Origin of the sequence: Synechococcus sp. N19, assembly GCF_900474045.1 — a bacterium.
Lineage (GTDB): Bacteria > Cyanobacteriota > Cyanobacteriia > PCC-6307 > Cyanobiaceae > Parasynechococcus.
Genome location: NZ_UCNR01000007.1, coordinates 42,244 through 60,532, shown reverse-complemented (window position 1 = coordinate 60,532; position 18,289 = coordinate 42,244). Strand labels below are relative to the sequence as shown.

The following is an 18,289-nucleotide window of genomic DNA, read 5'->3' as shown; positions in this document are numbered from 1 at the left end:
TTACCAATCAACTTTCCCTTCCCGCAACAAGTCCAAGAATAAGCCAAAAAGCAGGATACTCGCCCAAGTGACCATTGTGCATGGAGTATATTATTACTTGAGAGGCCAAGAAAGAGAGGGAAAGATGCAAAAAATTCATGCGCTTAAAACCAAAGATTTTGGTTATTGGAATTAAAAAGCAAGTTAACAATGGTAGAGTCAACAATAAGCCTCCAATAGCCAAGGATTCAAAAATATAATTATGAGGGAAGTAAATACCCTGCTCAATCTCAAGACTTCCCAGCGATGACTGTATGTTGAACCCAACGCCGTAAAGTGGACTTGTTAAAAATTCACTTAAGCAAACTTTCCAGAACTCAATTCTTGTAAAAACCGTATCCCACAGTCTACTAGTAAGAATTTTGTCAAGCAAAAGATCAGAACTAGATAGGACAAAAACAACGAGTATTCCAAAAGAAAAGGCTGTCAGGAGACTAGGAGCTGAAAAAGAAAATCGGGAAGATGAAGACCCCTTTGCAGACCATATACCAAACAACGAAATAATGATCATTGCCAAAATTGCGCCCCGCGTAGCACTAAAAATTACAATAAAAGAACCAATTGCTATTCCAAGGAACGACACATACTTAGAATAGGAATAAGGATTCAAATAATAGTCTCTTACAATAAGGCTGGACAAACTCAGCAAGACGAGAGAACAGCCAGCATTGGCAGCAGTAATTGCATTTAAATGGTCTAAATAAAAACCACCTTGTTCAAATCCTGGATTAAGCGCAAAGCAAATAACCGAAATGCCAAGTAAAGCAACACCAAACTCAATTGCTTTGTACAAAACTCTTCCAAGATTGATGAATGGCGCGAAGAGACAGGCGGCCACACCACTAACCAATGAACTACCCAAACCCCATGCCAAAAGTTCCCAAAGGGGAACAGATAGGTTAACTTTCGCTAGGAACACATCACAAAAAAGCCTGATCGTATACAGAGTCCAAAAAACTACAATTACAATAATCCATGATTTGATTGCAATCGAAAAAAATTTTTTCTGAAAAAAGAAAAATAGAATATAACAGGCATTTATAAGCATTAAGCACAGACGAAAAGCAAGCATCACCGAACGGTTGTCTAAAGACAATACGTTGGCGAGAGAAGAAAAGAATACTTGACCAAAAAGAGCAAACGAAAGCACTAAAGCTGCAATCTCTACAGAATTTTTTCGCGTAAACTGTAAAATTCTTTCCATGATATACATCACGTATAAGTAATATGCTGCAAAGCAAATGCCAAGTTAATGCTTGGCACAAGATTGCAAGTTAATCATTTGCCTAAAGCTCGATGAACGCTCTTTAAGCTCATCAAAGTTACCACTTGCAACAATTTTACCCGCATCAAACTCATATATACGATCACATTTCTGAATAGTAGAAAGACGATGCGCAATAACTAAAGTAGTACATCTTCTTCCGATGATCTCTAGAGACTGTATAACTTCCGATTCAGTTTTATTGTCTAAAGCGCTTGTAGCTTCGTCTAGTATTAAAAACTTTGCAGACCTATAAAAGGCTCTTGCTAGAGCTAGTCTTTGACGTTGTCCTCCTGACAAGCTAATACCATTATCACCAATGGGTGTGTGCAAACCGTAAGGAAGATCGGATACCACTACATCTAATTGTGCGGCTTCAAGCGCATCCCAAACCTTATCCTCGTCGACATTATTTAAACTAACACCAAAAGCGACATTAGAGATAATAGAGTCAGACAACAAATTTATAGACTGAGGGACTTGAGCACAACATAAATGCCAAGAAGTTGTTTCATCGACTAAAACAGGAATGCCATCGAGAATCAAATCTCCTCGTTGTGGAGTTAGCAGTGAAAGCAAAACATTTGCAGCTGTCGTTTTTCCACTACCTGTAGGACCTACAAATGCCACACGAGATCCCACTGGAATGCTTAGTGACACACTATCCAGTGCATTCTTAGTTGCATCTGGATATCTATAGGTAACGTTCTGAAGGCCTATTGATCTAAGAGGGAAAATTCCTTCCGGAGTCCTATTAAGAGGCAGAGTAGAGGCTTGAATATTGACAGTATTCTCAAGCAATGATGTTATGTTCATAATCTCTGGCAACCCTCCTCTCAAAATTGATATCGCAGAGAAAAAGTCTTGAAGTGGCTTTGCAAGGCGTAAAGCTCCTACAGATAATATAGATAAAAAGGGAAGAACCTCAATAATTTTTTCTTGTTGTCCAGATAAAACTGGTGGAACGACTCCAATAAGAAAGATCATTGAGATACCAAGGGGCTCAATAAGTAGCCTCGGTATTTCGGGTAGAACTGTCGCATTAACGACCGATCCCTTATATATCGATGTAGATCGATTAAATCTTCTTGAAAAGTAGGGCTCGCTTAGACCAAGCTTCAAGTCAACTATTGCTTGGAAAGATTCAAAGAATCCTTTGGTGTATCTCTCTCTCGTAACTATCTTTTGCCTAGAGGATTTACGTAAGGCAGGATTTATCAAATAGCCTATAAGAATATAAAGAATAAACATCGATAGTATCAATACAAATGCAGAACTTCCGCCGACATACAAAATGCCTGCAACCAGAAATATAATACTAATTAGACAGCTTGTTGCTCTCAAGGCCGGAGTTAATATATCCCTCAACAGACACTCCAGATTTGATAGTAGATCTGAAGCGAGTGCTGATATATTCCCCTTTAAATGATATTCATAAGGCTGACCCAGTGTCTGCTTGAAAATTCGACTAGATAAGTCCAGCCACAATTCTCCTGCAAGATTCTCCTGCATAAAGCGAAGTAAGAGTCGGACCCCAGACTGCAGCCAATTAATGAGGACAAAAATTGCAATTAACCACAAAGATTGTATGTATGGACTGGCCCCAAATACCTTAACGCCAGGCAACAAGTTGATGAGATCAGTACCGACAAGTGTTCCAGTGAGCCTACCTATAACTGCGACAGTAGCAATATCAAGAAAGCCAGAAAAAATAGAGACTGGTATAATTATCCATAGCCTAATTAAACTTTGCTTTTCAACATACCTAAATAAATTTTTTAGCTCGAAGAGCGTCTCGCTAGAAAATACTTTCAACACAGCGACGACACTAATAATCCCAATTTACGCTATATTGCCATTCCTTTAACATTTGATAGACAGTTAACCAACCGATTGGCCAATGTGCCTAAAAAAACAAAAAATATAAGCAAGGCAAAGAATTTGGCAAATAAAAGTCGAAGAGACGGTAAATTGTCTCGGAACAAAAAGGTGTTTGCGAAATAGTTATACTCAAAAACCGGAAAAATACAAAATTTTCCGTAGAGCTTGCTTAAAATATTTAAGAAGCAAAGTCAATAATCCATAGTTTGGCTTCAACAAAAGGCGAGGATTATTAATTAAAATCGGCATAAGAGAGTCTAACTCTGTCAAAACAGCACGCCATCTCTGAATGAATAGGGGCTCTGAAAAATCTCTCAATGCAAAGTCCAAAGCAGATTCTGATGGCTTCCACTCATCAGGATTTGCAACTGCTGCAGCTATTCTATCTACATCATTCGATAAACATCCGTAACCAATTTGATGCCCCATGACGCCAGGTGTAAAGGTGTCTGCAAGGGCATGATTCAAACTACTAAATACAATGCAACCGCAAGAAATGGCTTCCAAAGGAGGTAAACCAAATCCTTCGCTAACACCAGCTCTACTCCAATGTTCAGTAGAGTCATATAAAAATACTTTAGCACTATTAAATAAATGCACCAAATCTTCCACCCAATCACTCTGTATCTCTACATGAAGGCCCTTGGCACGAAGAGCTGGGACCAATTCATACAAGAGATAATTACTACTTTTTCTTTTTTGAACAAGAACATCTATTGGTCGACTCGATACATCTCCTCTACGATCTCCTCTTGCTAACCATTGAGATTCAAGTGCATTAGGAATTAGGAATAAGGGATTCCTTGGTGCACGATGCCCCCAATAGCCCATTGTATTCCTACTAACAGCGACAATAGGAACACTCGGAGGAAGAGTAAATCCATACCCAGTACTATGAGCTTGGTAAACAACTTTTCTTCCTCGAAGACGTTTTATCAATTTAGGAATATCAAATCCCCAACTAACTATCCATATTGAACTATCGTGGATAGATTGTTCGTTGGACAACAACGAATCAAAAAAAGGGTATTTATCGCTTCGCTCTTTATAAGTAACAATTGTCGTGTTTCGAATTTGCGAAAGCAAAGCTGCGGTCTGCTTCGCGACGTTGAGACCTCCACAACGAAAGCGTGGGCCAGTACCTGGGACTAGAACCCGAATTTCACGCAAGAAAATCAAAGAGTCACCAATCTGACTCTAAGCAGCGGCAGCCTCAGTACTGCCAGCCCGCTGACGGCGAGTGAGGAAGCCAAACAGCACCTTGCCGATGGCGGCAACCAAGTTGCCCTCCAACTCCTTGAACATATTCATGTTCAGGTGGAAGGCGTGGTTGGCCTCCTCCACGATGCGATCGGCCATGGCCTGATCAATCGGCAGCGTGTCCATGGCGGAGCGATATGTCGTCTTGAACGCTTTTTCGTCAGCGATGTCGTCGAAGACGTAAAAGCGGAGGCCGGCATCCCCCTCCATGTTCATCGCCTTCTGGGCGATGTTCTTGAGGATCTGACCACCGGAGAGATCACCGAGGTAGCGGGTGTAGTGATGGCCTACCAACAGCTCAGGAGCCTCCTGGGCCACAGCGTGAATGCGCTCCACGTAAGCCGCTGCTGAGGGCGAAGGTTTGATGTCTTCCTTCCAGCTCTCACCGAAGTAATAGGTGAGGTCTTGCTCTAACGCCTCGCGACGGTTCAGCTGAGCCATCGCGACAGGCCCAACAACCGGGTGGTCAGCCAACTTGGTGATCTCCTCCTCCATCGCGGAGTAAACGAAGTAGAGATCAGCCACCAGCTTGCGGTAACTGGCCTTATCAACAACTCCCTTCAGAAAGCAGCTCACGAAGCCAGTGTTCTCGGCCATGGTGTGCGACTTTTTCGTGCCTTCCCGGAGCTGGGCAGCAAGGGCGACAGACATGATTACGAGAAATGGCCTGACCCCGAACTTAAAAGGAGTTCCAGGCAGAACGGCTGTGTGCGTTGCGAAGGGTTACGCCGCTGGTTCGGATGACGCATGTCGATCGAACAATTCGAACAGCTCACGACAGATCTGCTGCAGCTGCTTCACCTGCTGCTGCTGAGGCAGGTGGGGGCCTTCCGGCAACCATTCCCCAACCGTGGCGAGGCGCCAGCGTTCGCCGTCGTAGGTCATGCCCCGCATCAACACCCCCAGCAGGCGCAACTGGTCATCACCACGGTCCGTGCTGATGCGCAATTGCATCAGCAAACTGCGGCATTCCAGGCGTGGACTCCAACCAGGGAAGTGAAACGAGAGGTCGAGCGATTCCGTCTCAGTCCACTGTCGGGTCTGCGGGTCGTCCCGCCAGGGGCTGAGGTTGACCTGTGCAGCAGGAAATTGGCGACGCACAAGCGTGATCGTGGATGCAAGCGCTCGCATCCGGGCCACGCTATGTACCGATTCGCCCGCGTTCACTGCAACCTCGTCACTCCGCACAGTGTGGGGGGAGATCAAAAAGGTCGCCGTTACGGTTGCGCGAGGTTCACGAAACCATGACGCAACCGCTGCACCTGGGCCTGCTGGGCGCCATGCCGGAAGAGATCGGCTCAGATCTCAGCCACCTCAAGGATCTGAGCTGCAGCCACCACGGCGATCTGAAAATCCACAGGGGATCGTGGGGCGACGAGGTGCGCCTGAGCCTGGCCTGGAGCGGCTGGGGCAAGGTGAGCGCTGCGCGGGCCGCCACTCGCCTGCTCGCCAGCGATCCCAGCATCGATCTACTGGTGTTCACCGGCGTTGCCGGCGCTGCAGATCCAATCCTGCGCCAATGGGATGTGGTGTTGGCCGATGCCGTGGTGCAGCACGACATGGATGCCCGACCTCTGTTCCCACGCTTCACGGTGCCAGCACTGAAGAAGGACCAGCTCCAACCGCAGCCGGCCTGGTTCAACTGGGCCGAGACCGCCCTGCGTGAGGCTCATAGCGCAGGCGATCTGGACGGGTTCGCTCAGCCCAGCAGCGGGCTAATAGCCACTGGAGATCGTTTCATCAGCAATCCAGCCGTGCTGCAAACGCTGCGAAATGCCCTGCCCGACCTGCGGGCCGTTGAGATGGAAGGCGCGGCCGTCGCACAAGTGGCTGAGCAAGAAGGCGTCCCCTGGCTGGTGCTGCGAGTGATTTCCGATGGTGCCGATGCGGCGGCGGCCCAAAGCTTTGAAGACTTCGTCAAACTCTACGAACAACAGGCCTGGCGGCTCATTGAGGCCCTGCTTCAGCGCTGCAACAACACGCCCCGACACTGCGCATGATGCCTCTGCTCAACTGATTGCTGCACTTTGGCCTGATGTTGGAGGGGCACGGCCGCAGCCGTTCACATCAGCGTGTGCTGCTGCTGGGCCCAAAGATGCGCCTGAGCCTGGCCAACCCCATCGCCTCCGTGGCATCGGACGAACCGTCATCAATGAGCAGAAGATGATCCACATCCGGCAAGGCCATGAGCCGCTCTAAGAAGACGCTGATCACCTCGGCTTCGTTGAAGCAGGCCGCCACCACCCACACCTGCTCGCTGGCCATCAATGCGCGGTCTGCACTGTTTGAAACCGAAGGGCTCCCGGCTCAGTCATAGGCTCAGCCTGCTGACGCCCGACCAACCGCCATGGCCCAGTTCGAGAAGCTCACCGCCCCCAGCCAGGGCACACCGATCCGCTTCGAGAACGGCCAGCCCGTGGTGGCCGAAAACCCGATCATCCCCTTCATCCGGGGCGATGGAACCGGCGTGGACATCTGGCCCGCCACCCAGATGGTGCTGGATGCGGCGGTGGCCAAGGCCTACGGCGGCAGCAAGAGCATCGAATGGTTCAAGGTCTACGCCGGCGATGAAGCTTGCGACCTCTACGGGACCTACCAATATCTGCCGGAAGACACCCTCGAGGCGATCCGCACCTATGGCGTGGCCATCAAAGGTCCCCTCACCACTCCTGTGGGTGGCGGCATCCGTTCGCTGAACGTGGCCCTGCGCCAGATCTTTGATCTGTATTCCTGCGTGCGGCCCTGCCGCTACTACGAGGGCACCCCAAGCCCCCATAAGCGTCCCCAGGATCTGGACGTGATCGTTTACCGGGAGAACACCGAAGACATCTACATGGGGGTGGAATGGGAAGCCGATGACGCCGTTGGACAGGAGCTGCGCAAGCACCTCAACGAGGTTGTGATCCCTGCCAACGGCAAACTGGGCAAGCGCCAGATCCCAGAAGGGTCAGGCATCGGCATCAAACCGGTGAGCAAAGCCGGCAGCCAGCGCCACATCCGCAAGGCCATCCAGCACGCCCTGCGTCTTCAGGGCGACAAGCGCCATGTGACCCTGGTGCACAAGGGCAACATCATGAAGTTCACGGAAGGAGCCTTCCGCGACTGGGGCTATGAACTGGCCACCACCGAATTCCGCGATGTGTGCATCACCGAGCGGGAAAGCTGGATCCTCGGCAACCTCGAGAAGGATCCCAACCTGAGCGTGCAGGCCAACGCCCGCATGATCGAGCCTGGCTATGACAGCCTCACTCCAGAGAAGAAAGTCGACATCGACGCCGAGGTACAGGCGGTGATCGACGCCATCGGCAGCAGCCATGGTGGCGGCAAGTGGAGGTCGATGGTGCTGGTGGATGACCGCATCGCCGACAGCATTTTCCAGCAAATCCAAACCCGGCCCCAGGAGTATTCGATCCTCGCCACGTTGAACCTCAACGGCGATTACATCTCCGACGCCGCCGCCGCGATGGTCGGTGGCTTGGGCATGGCCCCCGGCGCCAACATCGGCGAGAACGCCGCCATCTTCGAAGCCACCCACGGCACCGCCCCGAAACACGCTGGCCTCGACCGGATCAACCCCGGTTCGGTGATCCTCAGCGGCGTGATGATGCTGGAGTTCCTCGGCTGGCAGGAGGCTGCTGATCTCGTGACCAAGGGCCTCAGTGCCGCCATTGCCGACAAGCAGGTCACCTACGACCTGGCCCGACTGATGGAGCCCCAGGTGGATCCGGTGAGCTGCAGCGGTTTCGCCGAAGCGATCATCCAGCGCTTCTGATCACCAGAGCTGCCATTCACGCCAGACTCAGGCGATGGCCTCTCCAACCCAGCTCCCCGGGCTTCCCGCAGGTGCAGCAGACCCCTGCGTGCACTGCGGCTTCTGCCTGCCCACCTGTGCCAGCTACCGCGTGCTGGCCAGTGAGATGGACTCACCCCGCGGCCGCATCCATGCGCTGCGGGCGATCGAAACCGGTGACCTGGAGCTGGATGCCACGGTGGCCAGCCATTTCGACACCTGCCTGGGCTGTTACGCCTGTGTTTCCGCCTGTCCTTCGGGAGTCCGCTACGACCAGCTGATCGAAGCCACCCGGCCCAAGCTGAATCAGGCCAACCAGCGCAGCAGTTGGCAAACCAGCTTCCGCAAGGTGCTGCTGCAGGTGCTGCCCTACCCCAAGCGCCTGCGGGCCCTGCTGCAACCCTTGCGGGCCTATGCCGGCACACCGCTGCAACAGCTGGCCCGCCGCTCCGGGCTCACCCGTCTGTTCGGGCCGGAAATCGAAGCGATGGAGCAGCTGCTGCCACCCCTGGTGCCGGAGAGCTTCAGCGACCGACTGCCCCAGATCAATCCCGCCTCCGGCAAACGCCGCGGCCGCGTGGCGCTGTTGCTGGGCTGCGTGCAGCGCTGCTTCGATCCCAGCGTCAGCACCGCAACGGTGAAAGTGCTGCAGGCCAACGGATTTGAGGTGGTCATCCCAGCAGACCAGGGCTGCTGCGGGGCGGTGAGCCATCACCAGGGGGAGCTGGAACTCACGCGCCAATTGGCAACGGATCTGGTTCGGAGCATGAATGCCGTTGAGGGAGATCTGGATGCGGTGCTGGTGGCTGCTTCGGGCTGCGGCCACACGATGAAGGCCTACGGCGAGCTCCTGAACGGCAAAGCGGCCTTCCGCGCTCCGGTGTTGGATGTGCAGGAATTCCTGGCGGACCGCGGCCTTTTGGAGTCGTTCCGCGCCCAACTGCAACCACTTCCCGGCGTCGTGGCCATGCATGACGCCTGCCACATGATCCATGGCCAGGGCATCCAGGCCCAGCCCCGCCAGCTGCTGCGGGCCATCCCCAACGTTCAGCTGCGGGAAGCAACCGAGGCGGGGGTGTGCTGCGGCAGCGCCGGCATCTACAACCTGGTGCAGCCAGAGGAAGCCGCCGAACTGGGCCGAATCAAGGCCGACGACCTCAGCAGCACAGGCGCCGAACTGGTGGCCAGCGCCAACATCGGTTGCACCCTGCAGCTGCGGCGCCATCTAGGCGATCGGGCCCAGGTGCAGCATCCGATGGAACTGCTGGCCGCCTCAGCCGGCCTCCATCCGCTGCCAGGCGTCCCTCAACGTGCCAGCAACGCCGAGATTGCCGGGGAAGGTGAGAATCGGCAGTCCGCTGAAGGGTCCCGCTGACGGACGCACCAACGACAGACCCGGCAGCAGCTGCCCTTCCAGCTGCACCGACTCGAGGGCCAGACCCCGGGCCAGCAGCGTCTGGGTGGTGATGCCACCTTTGCTGAGCAGATAGCCCAGATCAGGAGCCAGGGCTGACGCGAGTCGCCCCATCAACTCGGCCAGAGCGCAGGACAAGCGCCGGCCCTCCTGTTCGGAAGCACAACGCAGCTCACCGCGGCTGGTGAACAACACCGGCGTCAGACCTTGATCCAGCAGTGCCCGCAGCTGCTGCAACCAGACCCGCTCAAGATCCGCCAGCAACAGATCGGGTGTCGGCCCCTCCAGCACCCGAGCGATGCGCGGCACCGACAGTTCAACCCCTTGGCAACCCGATTCCTGCAGCAACAGCTCCAGCTGCTGATCCGCCAAGGGCACGTGGGAGCCCACCATCACCAGGCCCGGCAGAGGCGTTCCATCGTCAGCTAACCGTCGCAACCCCGCTAAGCCCTTGGGATCAAGCGGCGGCGGCCCTGGATCCGCCAGGGCCTTCACCATGCTGGCGGCGGAACGGAACAGAAAGCGTTTCTGCCCCTGAAGGGCGCGCGCCGCTGCTGCCAGAGCGGTGAGCTGCTCCTGCCGCTCGGCATCCACCACCACAGAGGCATTGCCCTGGAGCCCACGCAGACGCTCGATCAACAGCGGCAGGCCTGCTGCGCAGGCGGCATCAAGCTCCCGGCCACAGATGCGCTGCACGGACGCCGCGGCAATGGACCCATCACTCTTCTCCTCCAACCAGCGGGCCAGATCACTGCTGGTGAAACCGAACAGCCGATCCTGAGCGAACGGCGTGGTGTGCACCGGTTCCCCGTGGAGGAGATGCACCCCGTTCACGGTAGTGCGGCCCCCTTCCAAGAACGCCGGAACATGGAACGTGGCATCAAAGGGCCCGAAGGACGCCTGCAAAACCTCAGGCTCCAGCACCCCATGGCCGCGCAAGGTCGAATCACCACGACTCACCAGCAGCACCTGATCACGGGCCAATCCCTCCAGCTGCAGCGCCTGATCCAAGGCCACCGCAATACCGCGGTTGCGTTCCGCGGCATCCGTGGGCATCAGCGCCCGGGTGTCAGCCAGCAGAAACAACAGAGGCGACGCATGACGCAGCCCCTTACGCAGAGTGTCGACATCCCAGCGCAGCAGCAGCGGGCAGCTGTGCACCGTCTGCGAGCCGGTGGGATCGTCGTCAATGACAACAACCTTCATGGCACCATCGTGCCGTGAGCCATTCCCCCGCCAGCCGCAGTGCCCTGATTGATCTGGTGCGCCAGTGGCACCAGAGCGGCACCCCCTGGAGTCCCAGTGGCCTGGGCACACGCCTGGACTGGGGTCCGCCGCTGGATCCCCGCCATGAGGTGCTCTCCTGCCGGCAGCTCAACCAGGTGATCGACCATGCCGTGGACGATCTGACCATCACGGTGGAAGCCGGCATGCCATTGCAGGACCTGCAGGATCTGCTGGCGGAGCAGGGGCAATGGCTGCCCATTGACTGGCCACGAGCCGGCGCTGCCGGAAGCATCGGCGGCCTGGTGGCCCGTGGACTGGCGGGGGGACTGCGGCAGCGCCATCTGGGGGTGCGCGATCAGATCATTGGCATCGGCCTGTTGCGAGCGGATGGCGTCGAAGCCCACGCCGGTGGACGGGTGGTGAAAAACGTGGCGGGCTACGACCTGATGCGGCTGCTCTGCGGCAGCTGGGGAAGCCTGGCGCTGATCACCGAACTCACCCTGCGGCTGCAACCGCTGCGGCCCGCCCGGAGCGGCCTGCTTGTGGAAGGCGACCTGAAGGCCCAGGAGGCCTTTCGCAGCGAACTGCTGCGCTCCAGCCTGACGCCGGAACGCTGTGACTGGATCAACGGCGGCGATGGTGCCTGGCGGCTGCGGCTGGTGGTGAGCAGCGTCTCGGAGCAGGCGGTGAACGATCAGCTGAAGCAGCTCGAGGCGTTGGCGCTGAACCAACAGCTCAGCTCCGAACGCCAGACATGTTCCGATGCCCTCACCACACCCTTCGATGCCAGCCCCTCTGCGCAGCTGGTGCGGCTGGTGCTACCGCCGGCCCAGTTGCACCGGTTGTTGCGGGATGAGGCGATGAGGGCCCTCAAACCATGGACCTGGGAGCTGGCCGCAGGAGCCGGCTGCGGTGATGGCTGGCGCGACGCGGCGACAGCGGATCACCAGCTGGAGGCGCTACGCCGCAGCGTGATCAGCCTCGGCGGCGAAATGACGCTGTTGAAACGGGCGGCCAGATCAACCGTGCCGGTCTGGCTTGACCGTCCTTCCCGACCGCTGATCGAAGCGGTGAAACGCCAGTTCGACCCCAAGCTGCAGCTCAGCCGCGGCCGCCTGCCGGGGGTGAATCAGGAGACGCTGTAGCGACAGGCGAGGGTCTGCATTGCACCGGGCTCGAGCACTAGTTTTCGATCACCACTCACCAGGGCCTGGCGCGGACCGGTCCACGGTTCCAGACAAACCATTGGCCGCGGGGGCTCGGTCCAAACCACACTGAGGTCCAGCGGTGCCTGATGCTGCAGCTGCAGCGTCACGCCGGTGGCGTCGTCGATCAGGCTGACAGGACCCGCAGGCCGGCAGAGGAAATCCACCCCTTCGGGCAAGCGCTTGAGCTGATCGGCGGTGGCGGCCTCCGCCATCTCCAGATGATTGAGGCAGCGCTCTGCCAGACCCGTGAGCCGGGTCTGGGCCAGATCGCTCACGTTGAAGTAGGGGTGCAAGCCGAAACTGAACGGCATGGCGGTATCACCGCAGTTGTGCACCGTGGTGGAGATCTCCAAGGCAGAGACCACCGGGCGCAGCTCCATCTCCAAACGGAAGGGGAAGGGATAGGCCTTCAGCGTTTCGTCGGTGCTGGAGAGGCTGAGGCACACACCGCACTGATCCTCCAACAACTGAAGCTGCCAGGGAAGATCCCGGGCGAAGCCGTGCTGCTTGAGGGGATAGTCGACGCCATCCACCGGCAGAACATCTCCGGGCAAATTGCCGCAGATCGGAAACAACACCGGAATGCCGCCGCGAATGCTTTTGCTGGGATCGGCGTAACGCTCTTGATCGAAATACAGGATCTCCCGCCCCCCGCAAGACCAACCACTCACCAAACCACCCCGCTCGGGAATGATTCGCAACCGATCACCGCTGCTGGGATGCATGAAGTCCCAGTGGGCGTAGGGGGCCGACTGCTGGGTGAGGGTCATGGGCATCCGCCGATGCGGGGTGGCTCATCCATTCACTTAGCCAGCAGATCCGCATTTGTCGGTGTCGCAGCCAACTTGAGGCTCTCCAGCCATTGCAGCAACGCCGCATTCACCTGATCCGGCACCTCATCGTGGGGGCAGTGCCCGGCCTCCAGAACCACCTCAGTGGTGGCCTCAGGAGCATGGCGCTGGAAGGTGGAGCGGCGACCGGGGGCGTTGATCCAGGGATCACGAATGCCCCAGAGCAGCAACAGCGGCGCCGTCAGTTCCGCAAAAAGCTCATCGAGGGGCTGACCGCGAGGGATATCGAAGACCGTGCGGAACACCCCGAAGGCGCCGGGATCGAGGGAGGGGCGCCGGATCGACTCCACCAGCCAATCGTCGACGTTTGTCTTGTCGACGTACACCTGATTGAGGGTGCGGCGGATCGTGGCGGGTCGGCGCAGGTTTTCGAACAGCAACCGCTGCAGCAGCGGACTCTTCAGCAGGGCCGTGCCGATGCTCTGGCGGGCGATGGAGCCCCAGCCTTGCGGCGGTTTCTGCTCATCACTGAAAGGACCGGCGGCATTGAGCAGCACGACGCCCGCACAGTCCGATCCCAACGCGGCCCCGGCAGCAAGGGCCGCAAAACCACCGAGGGAATTGCCCGCGATCACCGTCGGACGGCCGATCCGCTCGCGCACATAGGCCACCAGTTGATCGCGCCACAGAGCGCCGCCGTAATTCAGACCCGCCGGCTTGGCACTTCTGCCGAAGCCCAGCAGATCAATCGCATGCACGGCATGGGTCTGGGCCAACACAGGGATGTTGTGGCGCCAGTGATCGGTGGATGCCCCGAACCCATGCACCAAAAGAAGCGCCGGATGATCGGTGCTGTCTTGCTCGGGATGCTGCTGCACCGTATGCACGGCGTGGCCGAGATGGCTCCAGGTGACGCGATCCACAGCCGGTTGCGAAGGACGCGATGCTAAGCAGCACTGAAGCGGCCTGGATGGTGAGCTACGAGGTGATGGGCGGACCGCTGGCGGACGCATCCGTCTGGCGCGGAGCTTTGCTCTGGGCCATCGCCCTTTACGTGCCGCTGAGCGCACCGCTCAGCACATTGGAATCCAGCCTGGAGGAGGGTGGGCTCCCCGAAGCGGTGCGTCAACCAGTCCTGGTGATCAGCAGCCTGATGCTTGCAATAGGCACCGGCATCGTCACCCAGCTCGGATTCAGTTGGGTGCTGGGTCCGAGCTGGGCCTCCAGCCTTGGTGTTGTGGCCGTGGGCTGGAGTGTTCTGATCGTCCTCGCCAAGGCCGGAAAAGACGACTGATTCAGGAAGCACCCGCCAGGGGATCGGCAGCGAATTCGTCGGGAACCTGATTGCCGTCTTCAGGGGGCTTGTCTTTGAGGACGATGCGCAACAGCACCGGTGCGAGGAACGTGGTGCCGATCACCATCAGCAGAATCGCCGCCTCAAGGCCAGGGCTGAGCAGCCCTGAAGCGGTGCCCAGGCCCAAAAAGATCAGGCCAACTTCGCCGCGGGGCATCATTCCCAGCCCCACCACCAGGTTGTTGGTCTTTTCCTTACTGAAGATGGCCCAGCCTGCAGCCACCTTGCCGATGATCGCCACCACAAACAGGAAGGCTGCCACCACCAGGGCGGAACGGGCCCCCGGATCAGAGGGGTTGATCACTGATAGGTCCATTCCTGCACCCACCAACACGAAGAAGACGGTGGCGAACAACCCAACAATGGGGGTGACCGCCGCTTGAATCTCGTGGCGGTGTTTGGATGTGCTGGCAATCAAGCCGGCAGCGAAGGCCCCGAGGGCTGCCTCCAGTCCGATGGCTGAAGCGACGAAACAGCTGACGGCCAGCAGCAAATAGGAGCCGATCAGCTTGTCACCGGGAGCCTTGAGCTGGTCAATCACCCAGTCGAAAGCTGGGGCAGCTTTCTGGCTCAACAACAAGGCCACCACCACAAACAGAACGGCCGCCACCACCAGCTGAACGATGGGCCCGATCTCCAGAGTTCCGCCGGCCGCCAGGGACACGACGATGGCCAGGATGACGATGCCGAGGATGTCGTCAAGCACGGCGGCGCCGATCACGATCTGGCCTTCTCGGGTGCGCAGATAGCCCAGTTCACCGAAAACGCTGGCGGTGATGCCGATGCTGGTGGCTGTCATCGAAGCACCGGCGAAGATGGCCGGGATCGCATCCACGTGGAAGATCGCCATCAAGCCAAGGGTGCCGAGGGCGAAGGGCAGCACCACGCCGACCACGGCAACACTGAAGGCCTGGGCCCCCACCGCCATCAGTTCCTCCAGCTCACTTTCAAGACCCGTGAGGAAGAGCAGGGAATAAAGCCCCAGCGTGGCCACCACCTGCAAGGCACCGAAGCTCTCGTTGTAGAGGGCCGGAATCTCATCCACTGGCACATGCGAAAGGCCGGCCACCACCTCGGAGAAAGCTCCGGAAAGTTGCACCTGGGTCTCCGGTGGCACCAGAAGGTGAAGGCCCGAAGCACCAATCAGCACGCCAGCGAGGAGTTCCCCAAGAATCGTGGGGAGCTCAAAGCGCACCAGCACCTCAGCGAGGGTGCGGGCCGCCACAAAGATCAGCATGAAGCGAAGGACACCGATCAGCGTTTCCGCCAATTCGAGGTCGTGACTGCTGATTTCGCTCAGCAGGGTGGGCAACAGCATCAAGCCGGGCATGTCTCACGCCGAACCTTAATGGTGATTCCGCCGCTGAACTGTTCGCTGGATGATCCCAATTGACCGGGAATGCTGTATTAAGCGCTTTTTTTCAGGCAGCCCCAGTTGTGATGGCTACGGTCCGGGTAATTCATTGAGTTGGGCTCCGAGCACCCCTGGCCTGACGGTGATTCCACGCTCCATGGCTCGCTGAACCCCCATGACCACGTCACAACCGTTCGATCTGCGTCTGCCGACCCCCGGCTGTCACAACGACCCAGAACGCGCCGGCCTCGATGCCAAGAGCGTGTTCGACGGCATGACGGAACACCTGTTCTTCACGCTCGGCAAGCTCGCCCCCACCGCCAGCCGCCATGACCTCTACATGGCCCTGAGCTATGCGGTGCGTGATCGGCTGATGATGCGCTATCTGGCCACCACTGAAGCGATGCGGGCCCGCCCGCAGAAATCGGTGGCCTACCTGTCGGCGGAATTCCTGATCGGCCCACAGCTCAACAGCAACCTGCTGAATCTTGGAATTCAGAAGGAAGCCGAAGAGGCACTGAAGAATTTCGGCATCGAGTCGTTGCAGCAGATCCTGGATGTGGAGGAGGAACCGGGCCTGGGCAATGGAGGCCTCGGCCGTCTGGCCGCTTGCTACATGGAGTCGTTGGCCAGCCTGAAGATCCCGGCCACCGGCTACGGCATCCGCTACGAGTTCGGCATCTTCGATCAGCTGATCCGCGACGGCTGGCAGGTGGAGATCACCGACAAATGGCTCAAGGGAGGCTGGCCCTGGGAACTGCCCCAGCCCGATGAGGCCTGCTTCGTGGGCTTCAGCGGCCGCACCGAGAGCTACATCGACGACAAGGGCAACTACCGCTCCCGCTGGATCCCGGCGGAACACGCCATCGGCATTCCCCATGACGTGCCGGTGCTGGGCTATCGCGTCAACATCTGCGACCGGCTGCGGCTCTGGCGTGCCGATGCCACCGAAAGCTTCGACTTCTATGCCTTCAACATCGGCGACTACTACGGCGCCGTTGAGGAAAAGGTGGGCAGCGAAACCCTCTCCAAAGTGCTGTACCCCAACGACGGCACCGACGAAGGCCGGCGTCTACGCCTGAAGCAGCAGCACTTCTTCGTCAGCTGCTCGCTGCAGGACATGCTGCGCAGCCTCGACAACCGCGGACTGTCCGTCGAGGACTTCCCCAACTACTGGACGGTTCAACTCAACGACACCCACCCGGCCATCGCCGTGGCGGAGCTGATGCGACTGCTGATCGACGATCGGCATCTGGAGTGGGACCGGGCCTGGGACATCACCTCCCGCTCCGTGGCCTACACAAACCACACCCTGCTGCCCGAAGCGCTGGAGAAGTGGGACCTCAACCTTTTCAGCAGTCTGCTGCCGCGCCATCTGGAGCTGATCTACGAGATCAACCGGCGCTTCCTGCAGCAGGTGAGGCTGCGCTACCCCGGCAACGACGCGATCCAGCGCAAGCTCTCGATCATCGATGAAGAGGGCAGCAAGGCCGTGCGCATGGCCCACCTGGCCACAATCGGTGCCCACCATGTGAACGGTGTGGCTGCGCTGCACTCCGATCTGGTGAAAACCGATCTGCTGCCTGAGTTCGCGGCGCTGTGGCCGGAGAAATTCACCAACGTCACCAATGGCGTCACCCCGCGCCGCTGGGTCGCCCTGGCCAACCCCGAGATGTCGGCTCTGCTGCATCAGCACGTTGGCCCCGACTGGATCTCCAACATGGAGAGCCTGCGCAAGCTGGAGGAGCGGCAGAACGACCAGGGCTTCCTCGAGCTCTGGGGCAACACCAAATTGTCGGTGAAGCGCAAGCTGGCCACCTACATCCACCGCAACACCGGTGTGCTGGTGGACCCCGCCAGCCTGTTCGACGTGCAGGTGAAGCGCATCCACGAGTACAAGCGTCAGCACCTCAATGCCCTGCAGGTGATCACCCAATACCTGCGGATCAAAAACGGCCAGACCGACGGCATGGCGCCCCGCACCGTGATCTTCGGCGGCAAGGCCGCTCCCGGCTATTACATGGCGAAGCTGATCATCCGCTTCCTCAACGGCATCGCCGACACCATCAATGCCGATCCGGACATGGATGGCCTGCTGCGGGTGGTGTTCCTGCCGGATTACAACGTGAAGTTGGGGGAACAGGTGTATCCCGCCTCCGACCTCTCCGAACAGATCTCCACCGCCGGCAAGGAAGCCTCCGGCACCGGCAACATGAAGTTCGCCATGAATGGGGCCCTCACCATCGGCACCCTTGATGGGGCCAATGTGGAGATCCGCGAGCTGGTGGGAAGCGAGAACTTTTTCCTGTTCGGCAAGACCGTGGAAGAAATCACGGCCCTGCAGCAGGACGGTTACCGCCCTGGCGATGTGATCGCCGCACTGCCGGAACTGCAGGAGGCCCTGCGGCTGATCGAGATGGGGCACTTCAGCAACGGCGACGGCGAACTGTTCCGCCCCCTGCTCGACAACCTCACCGGGAACGACCCCTTCTATGTGATGGCCGACTACGCCGACTACCTGCGGGCCCAGGAGGCGGTGAGCCGTGCCTGGAGCGACCGGATGCACTGGAATCGGATGTCACTGCTGAACACGGCCCGCACCGGGTTCTTCTCCTCCGACCGTTCCATCGGCGAGTACTGCAAGAACATTTGGGCCGTGGATCCACTCAACGTGGAAATCACCTGCGACGTGCGCTGAAAACGACCA

Annotated in this window: 16 protein-coding genes; 6 read left to right on the top strand and 10 right to left on the bottom strand. The window is 57.6% G+C overall.

The window, feature by feature from the left end:
- Nucleotides 1-7: 7 nt before the first annotated feature.
- From DXY02_RS03620 to DXY02_RS03600, 5 genes are all read right to left on the bottom strand, one after another.
- Nucleotides 8-1,252: an O-antigen ligase family protein gene (locus DXY02_RS03620; RefSeq protein WP_114988074.1), complete on the bottom strand. Its 1,245-nt coding sequence runs from the start codon at nucleotides 1,250-1,252 to the stop codon at nucleotides 8-10.
- Between the two features lie 36 nt (nucleotides 1,253-1,288).
- Nucleotides 1,289-3,118, bottom strand: a complete 1,830-nt coding sequence (locus DXY02_RS03615) for an ABC transporter ATP-binding protein (RefSeq protein ID WP_114988173.1) — start codon at nucleotides 3,116-3,118, stop codon at nucleotides 1,289-1,291.
- A gap of 195 nt (nucleotides 3,119-3,313) precedes the next feature.
- On the bottom strand, nucleotides 3,314-4,363 hold the full coding sequence (locus DXY02_RS03610) for a glycosyltransferase (protein WP_114988073.1): 1,050 nt from the start codon (nucleotides 4,361-4,363) through the stop codon (nucleotides 3,314-3,316).
- 18 nt (nucleotides 4,364-4,381) lie between these two features.
- A complete protein-coding gene (locus tag DXY02_RS03605) occupies nucleotides 4,382-5,095 on the bottom strand; it encodes a heme oxygenase (biliverdin-producing) (protein ID WP_114988072.1) in 714 nt (237 codons plus the stop codon).
- Nucleotides 5,096-5,167: 72 nt separating this feature from the next.
- Nucleotides 5,168-5,575 carry a hypothetical protein gene (locus tag DXY02_RS03600; protein WP_114988071.1) on the bottom strand — a complete coding sequence of 136 codons (408 nt, stop codon included), beginning with the start codon at nucleotides 5,573-5,575 and terminating at the stop codon, nucleotides 5,168-5,170.
- Between the two features lie 113 nt (nucleotides 5,576-5,688).
- Here DXY02_RS03600 and DXY02_RS03595 point away from each other — a divergent pair, with 113 nt between their 5' ends.
- Nucleotides 5,689-6,444, top strand: a complete 756-nt coding sequence (locus DXY02_RS03595; RefSeq protein WP_114988172.1) for a 5'-methylthioadenosine/adenosylhomocysteine nucleosidase — start codon at nucleotides 5,689-5,691, stop codon at nucleotides 6,442-6,444.
- A gap of 67 nt (nucleotides 6,445-6,511) precedes the next feature.
- On the opposite strand, the gene DXY02_RS03590 is transcribed toward DXY02_RS03595, so the two are convergent.
- Nucleotides 6,512-6,709: a glycosyltransferase gene (locus tag DXY02_RS03590; protein ID WP_371639909.1), complete on the bottom strand. Its 198-nt coding sequence runs from the start codon at nucleotides 6,707-6,709 to the stop codon at nucleotides 6,512-6,514.
- Between the two features lie 82 nt (nucleotides 6,710-6,791).
- Here DXY02_RS03590 and DXY02_RS03585 point away from each other — a divergent pair, with 82 nt between their 5' ends.
- Together DXY02_RS03585 and DXY02_RS03580 are read left to right on the top strand one after the other, a co-directional pair.
- Nucleotides 6,792-8,216 (top strand): NADP-dependent isocitrate dehydrogenase, encoded by a 1,425-nt coding sequence (locus tag DXY02_RS03585; RefSeq protein WP_114988070.1) that lies wholly within the window; start codon nucleotides 6,792-6,794, stop codon nucleotides 8,214-8,216.
- A 34-nt stretch (nucleotides 8,217-8,250) separates the two neighbouring features.
- On the top strand, nucleotides 8,251-9,609 hold the full coding sequence (locus tag DXY02_RS03580; protein WP_114988069.1) for a (Fe-S)-binding protein: 1,359 nt from the start codon (nucleotides 8,251-8,253) through the stop codon (nucleotides 9,607-9,609).
- Here DXY02_RS03580 and DXY02_RS03575 read toward each other — a convergent pair.
- Nucleotides 9,508-10,854, bottom strand: coding sequence for a four-carbon acid sugar kinase family protein (locus tag DXY02_RS03575; RefSeq protein ID WP_114988068.1), 1,347 nt, complete (start codon nucleotides 10,852-10,854; stop codon nucleotides 9,508-9,510). The two genes, DXY02_RS03580 and DXY02_RS03575, sit on opposite strands and share 102 nt — an antisense overlap.
- A 14-nt stretch (nucleotides 10,855-10,868) precedes the next feature.
- On the opposite strand from DXY02_RS03575, the gene DXY02_RS03570 reads away from it, so the two are divergent.
- On the top strand, nucleotides 10,869-12,020 hold the full coding sequence (locus DXY02_RS03570; RefSeq protein WP_114988067.1) for an FAD-binding oxidoreductase: 1,152 nt from the start codon (nucleotides 10,869-10,871) through the stop codon (nucleotides 12,018-12,020).
- Here the strand turns inward: DXY02_RS03570 and DXY02_RS03565 are convergent.
- Nucleotides 12,005-12,859 carry a galactose mutarotase gene (locus DXY02_RS03565; protein ID WP_170951464.1) on the bottom strand — a complete coding sequence of 285 codons (855 nt, stop codon included), beginning with the start codon at nucleotides 12,857-12,859 and terminating at the stop codon, nucleotides 12,005-12,007. The genes DXY02_RS03570 and DXY02_RS03565 overlap by 16 nt on opposite strands.
- Nucleotides 12,860-12,885: 26 nt before the next feature.
- Nucleotides 12,886-13,797, bottom strand: coding sequence for an alpha/beta fold hydrolase (locus tag DXY02_RS03560; protein ID WP_114988065.1), 912 nt, complete (start codon nucleotides 13,795-13,797; stop codon nucleotides 12,886-12,888).
- 20 nt (nucleotides 13,798-13,817) lie between these two features.
- Here DXY02_RS03560 and DXY02_RS03555 point away from each other — a divergent pair, with 20 nt between their 5' ends.
- A complete protein-coding gene (locus DXY02_RS03555; RefSeq protein ID WP_114988064.1) occupies nucleotides 13,818-14,168 on the top strand; it encodes a hypothetical protein in 351 nt (116 codons plus the stop codon).
- Nucleotide 14,169: 1 nt separating this feature from the next.
- Here the strand turns inward: DXY02_RS03555 and DXY02_RS03550 are convergent, their stop codons facing one another.
- Entirely contained in the window at nucleotides 14,170-15,546 is a 1,377-nt protein-coding gene (locus DXY02_RS03550; RefSeq protein ID WP_114988171.1) for a cation:proton antiporter, read from the bottom strand.
- Nucleotides 15,547-15,757: 211 nt separating this feature from the next.
- Here DXY02_RS03550 and DXY02_RS03545 point away from each other — a divergent pair, with 211 nt between their 5' ends.
- Complete coding sequence (locus DXY02_RS03545; RefSeq protein WP_114988063.1) at nucleotides 15,758-18,280, top strand: glycogen/starch/alpha-glucan phosphorylase; 2,523 nt, start codon at nucleotides 15,758-15,760, stop codon at nucleotides 18,278-18,280.
- Nucleotides 18,281-18,289 lie beyond the last annotated feature (9 nt).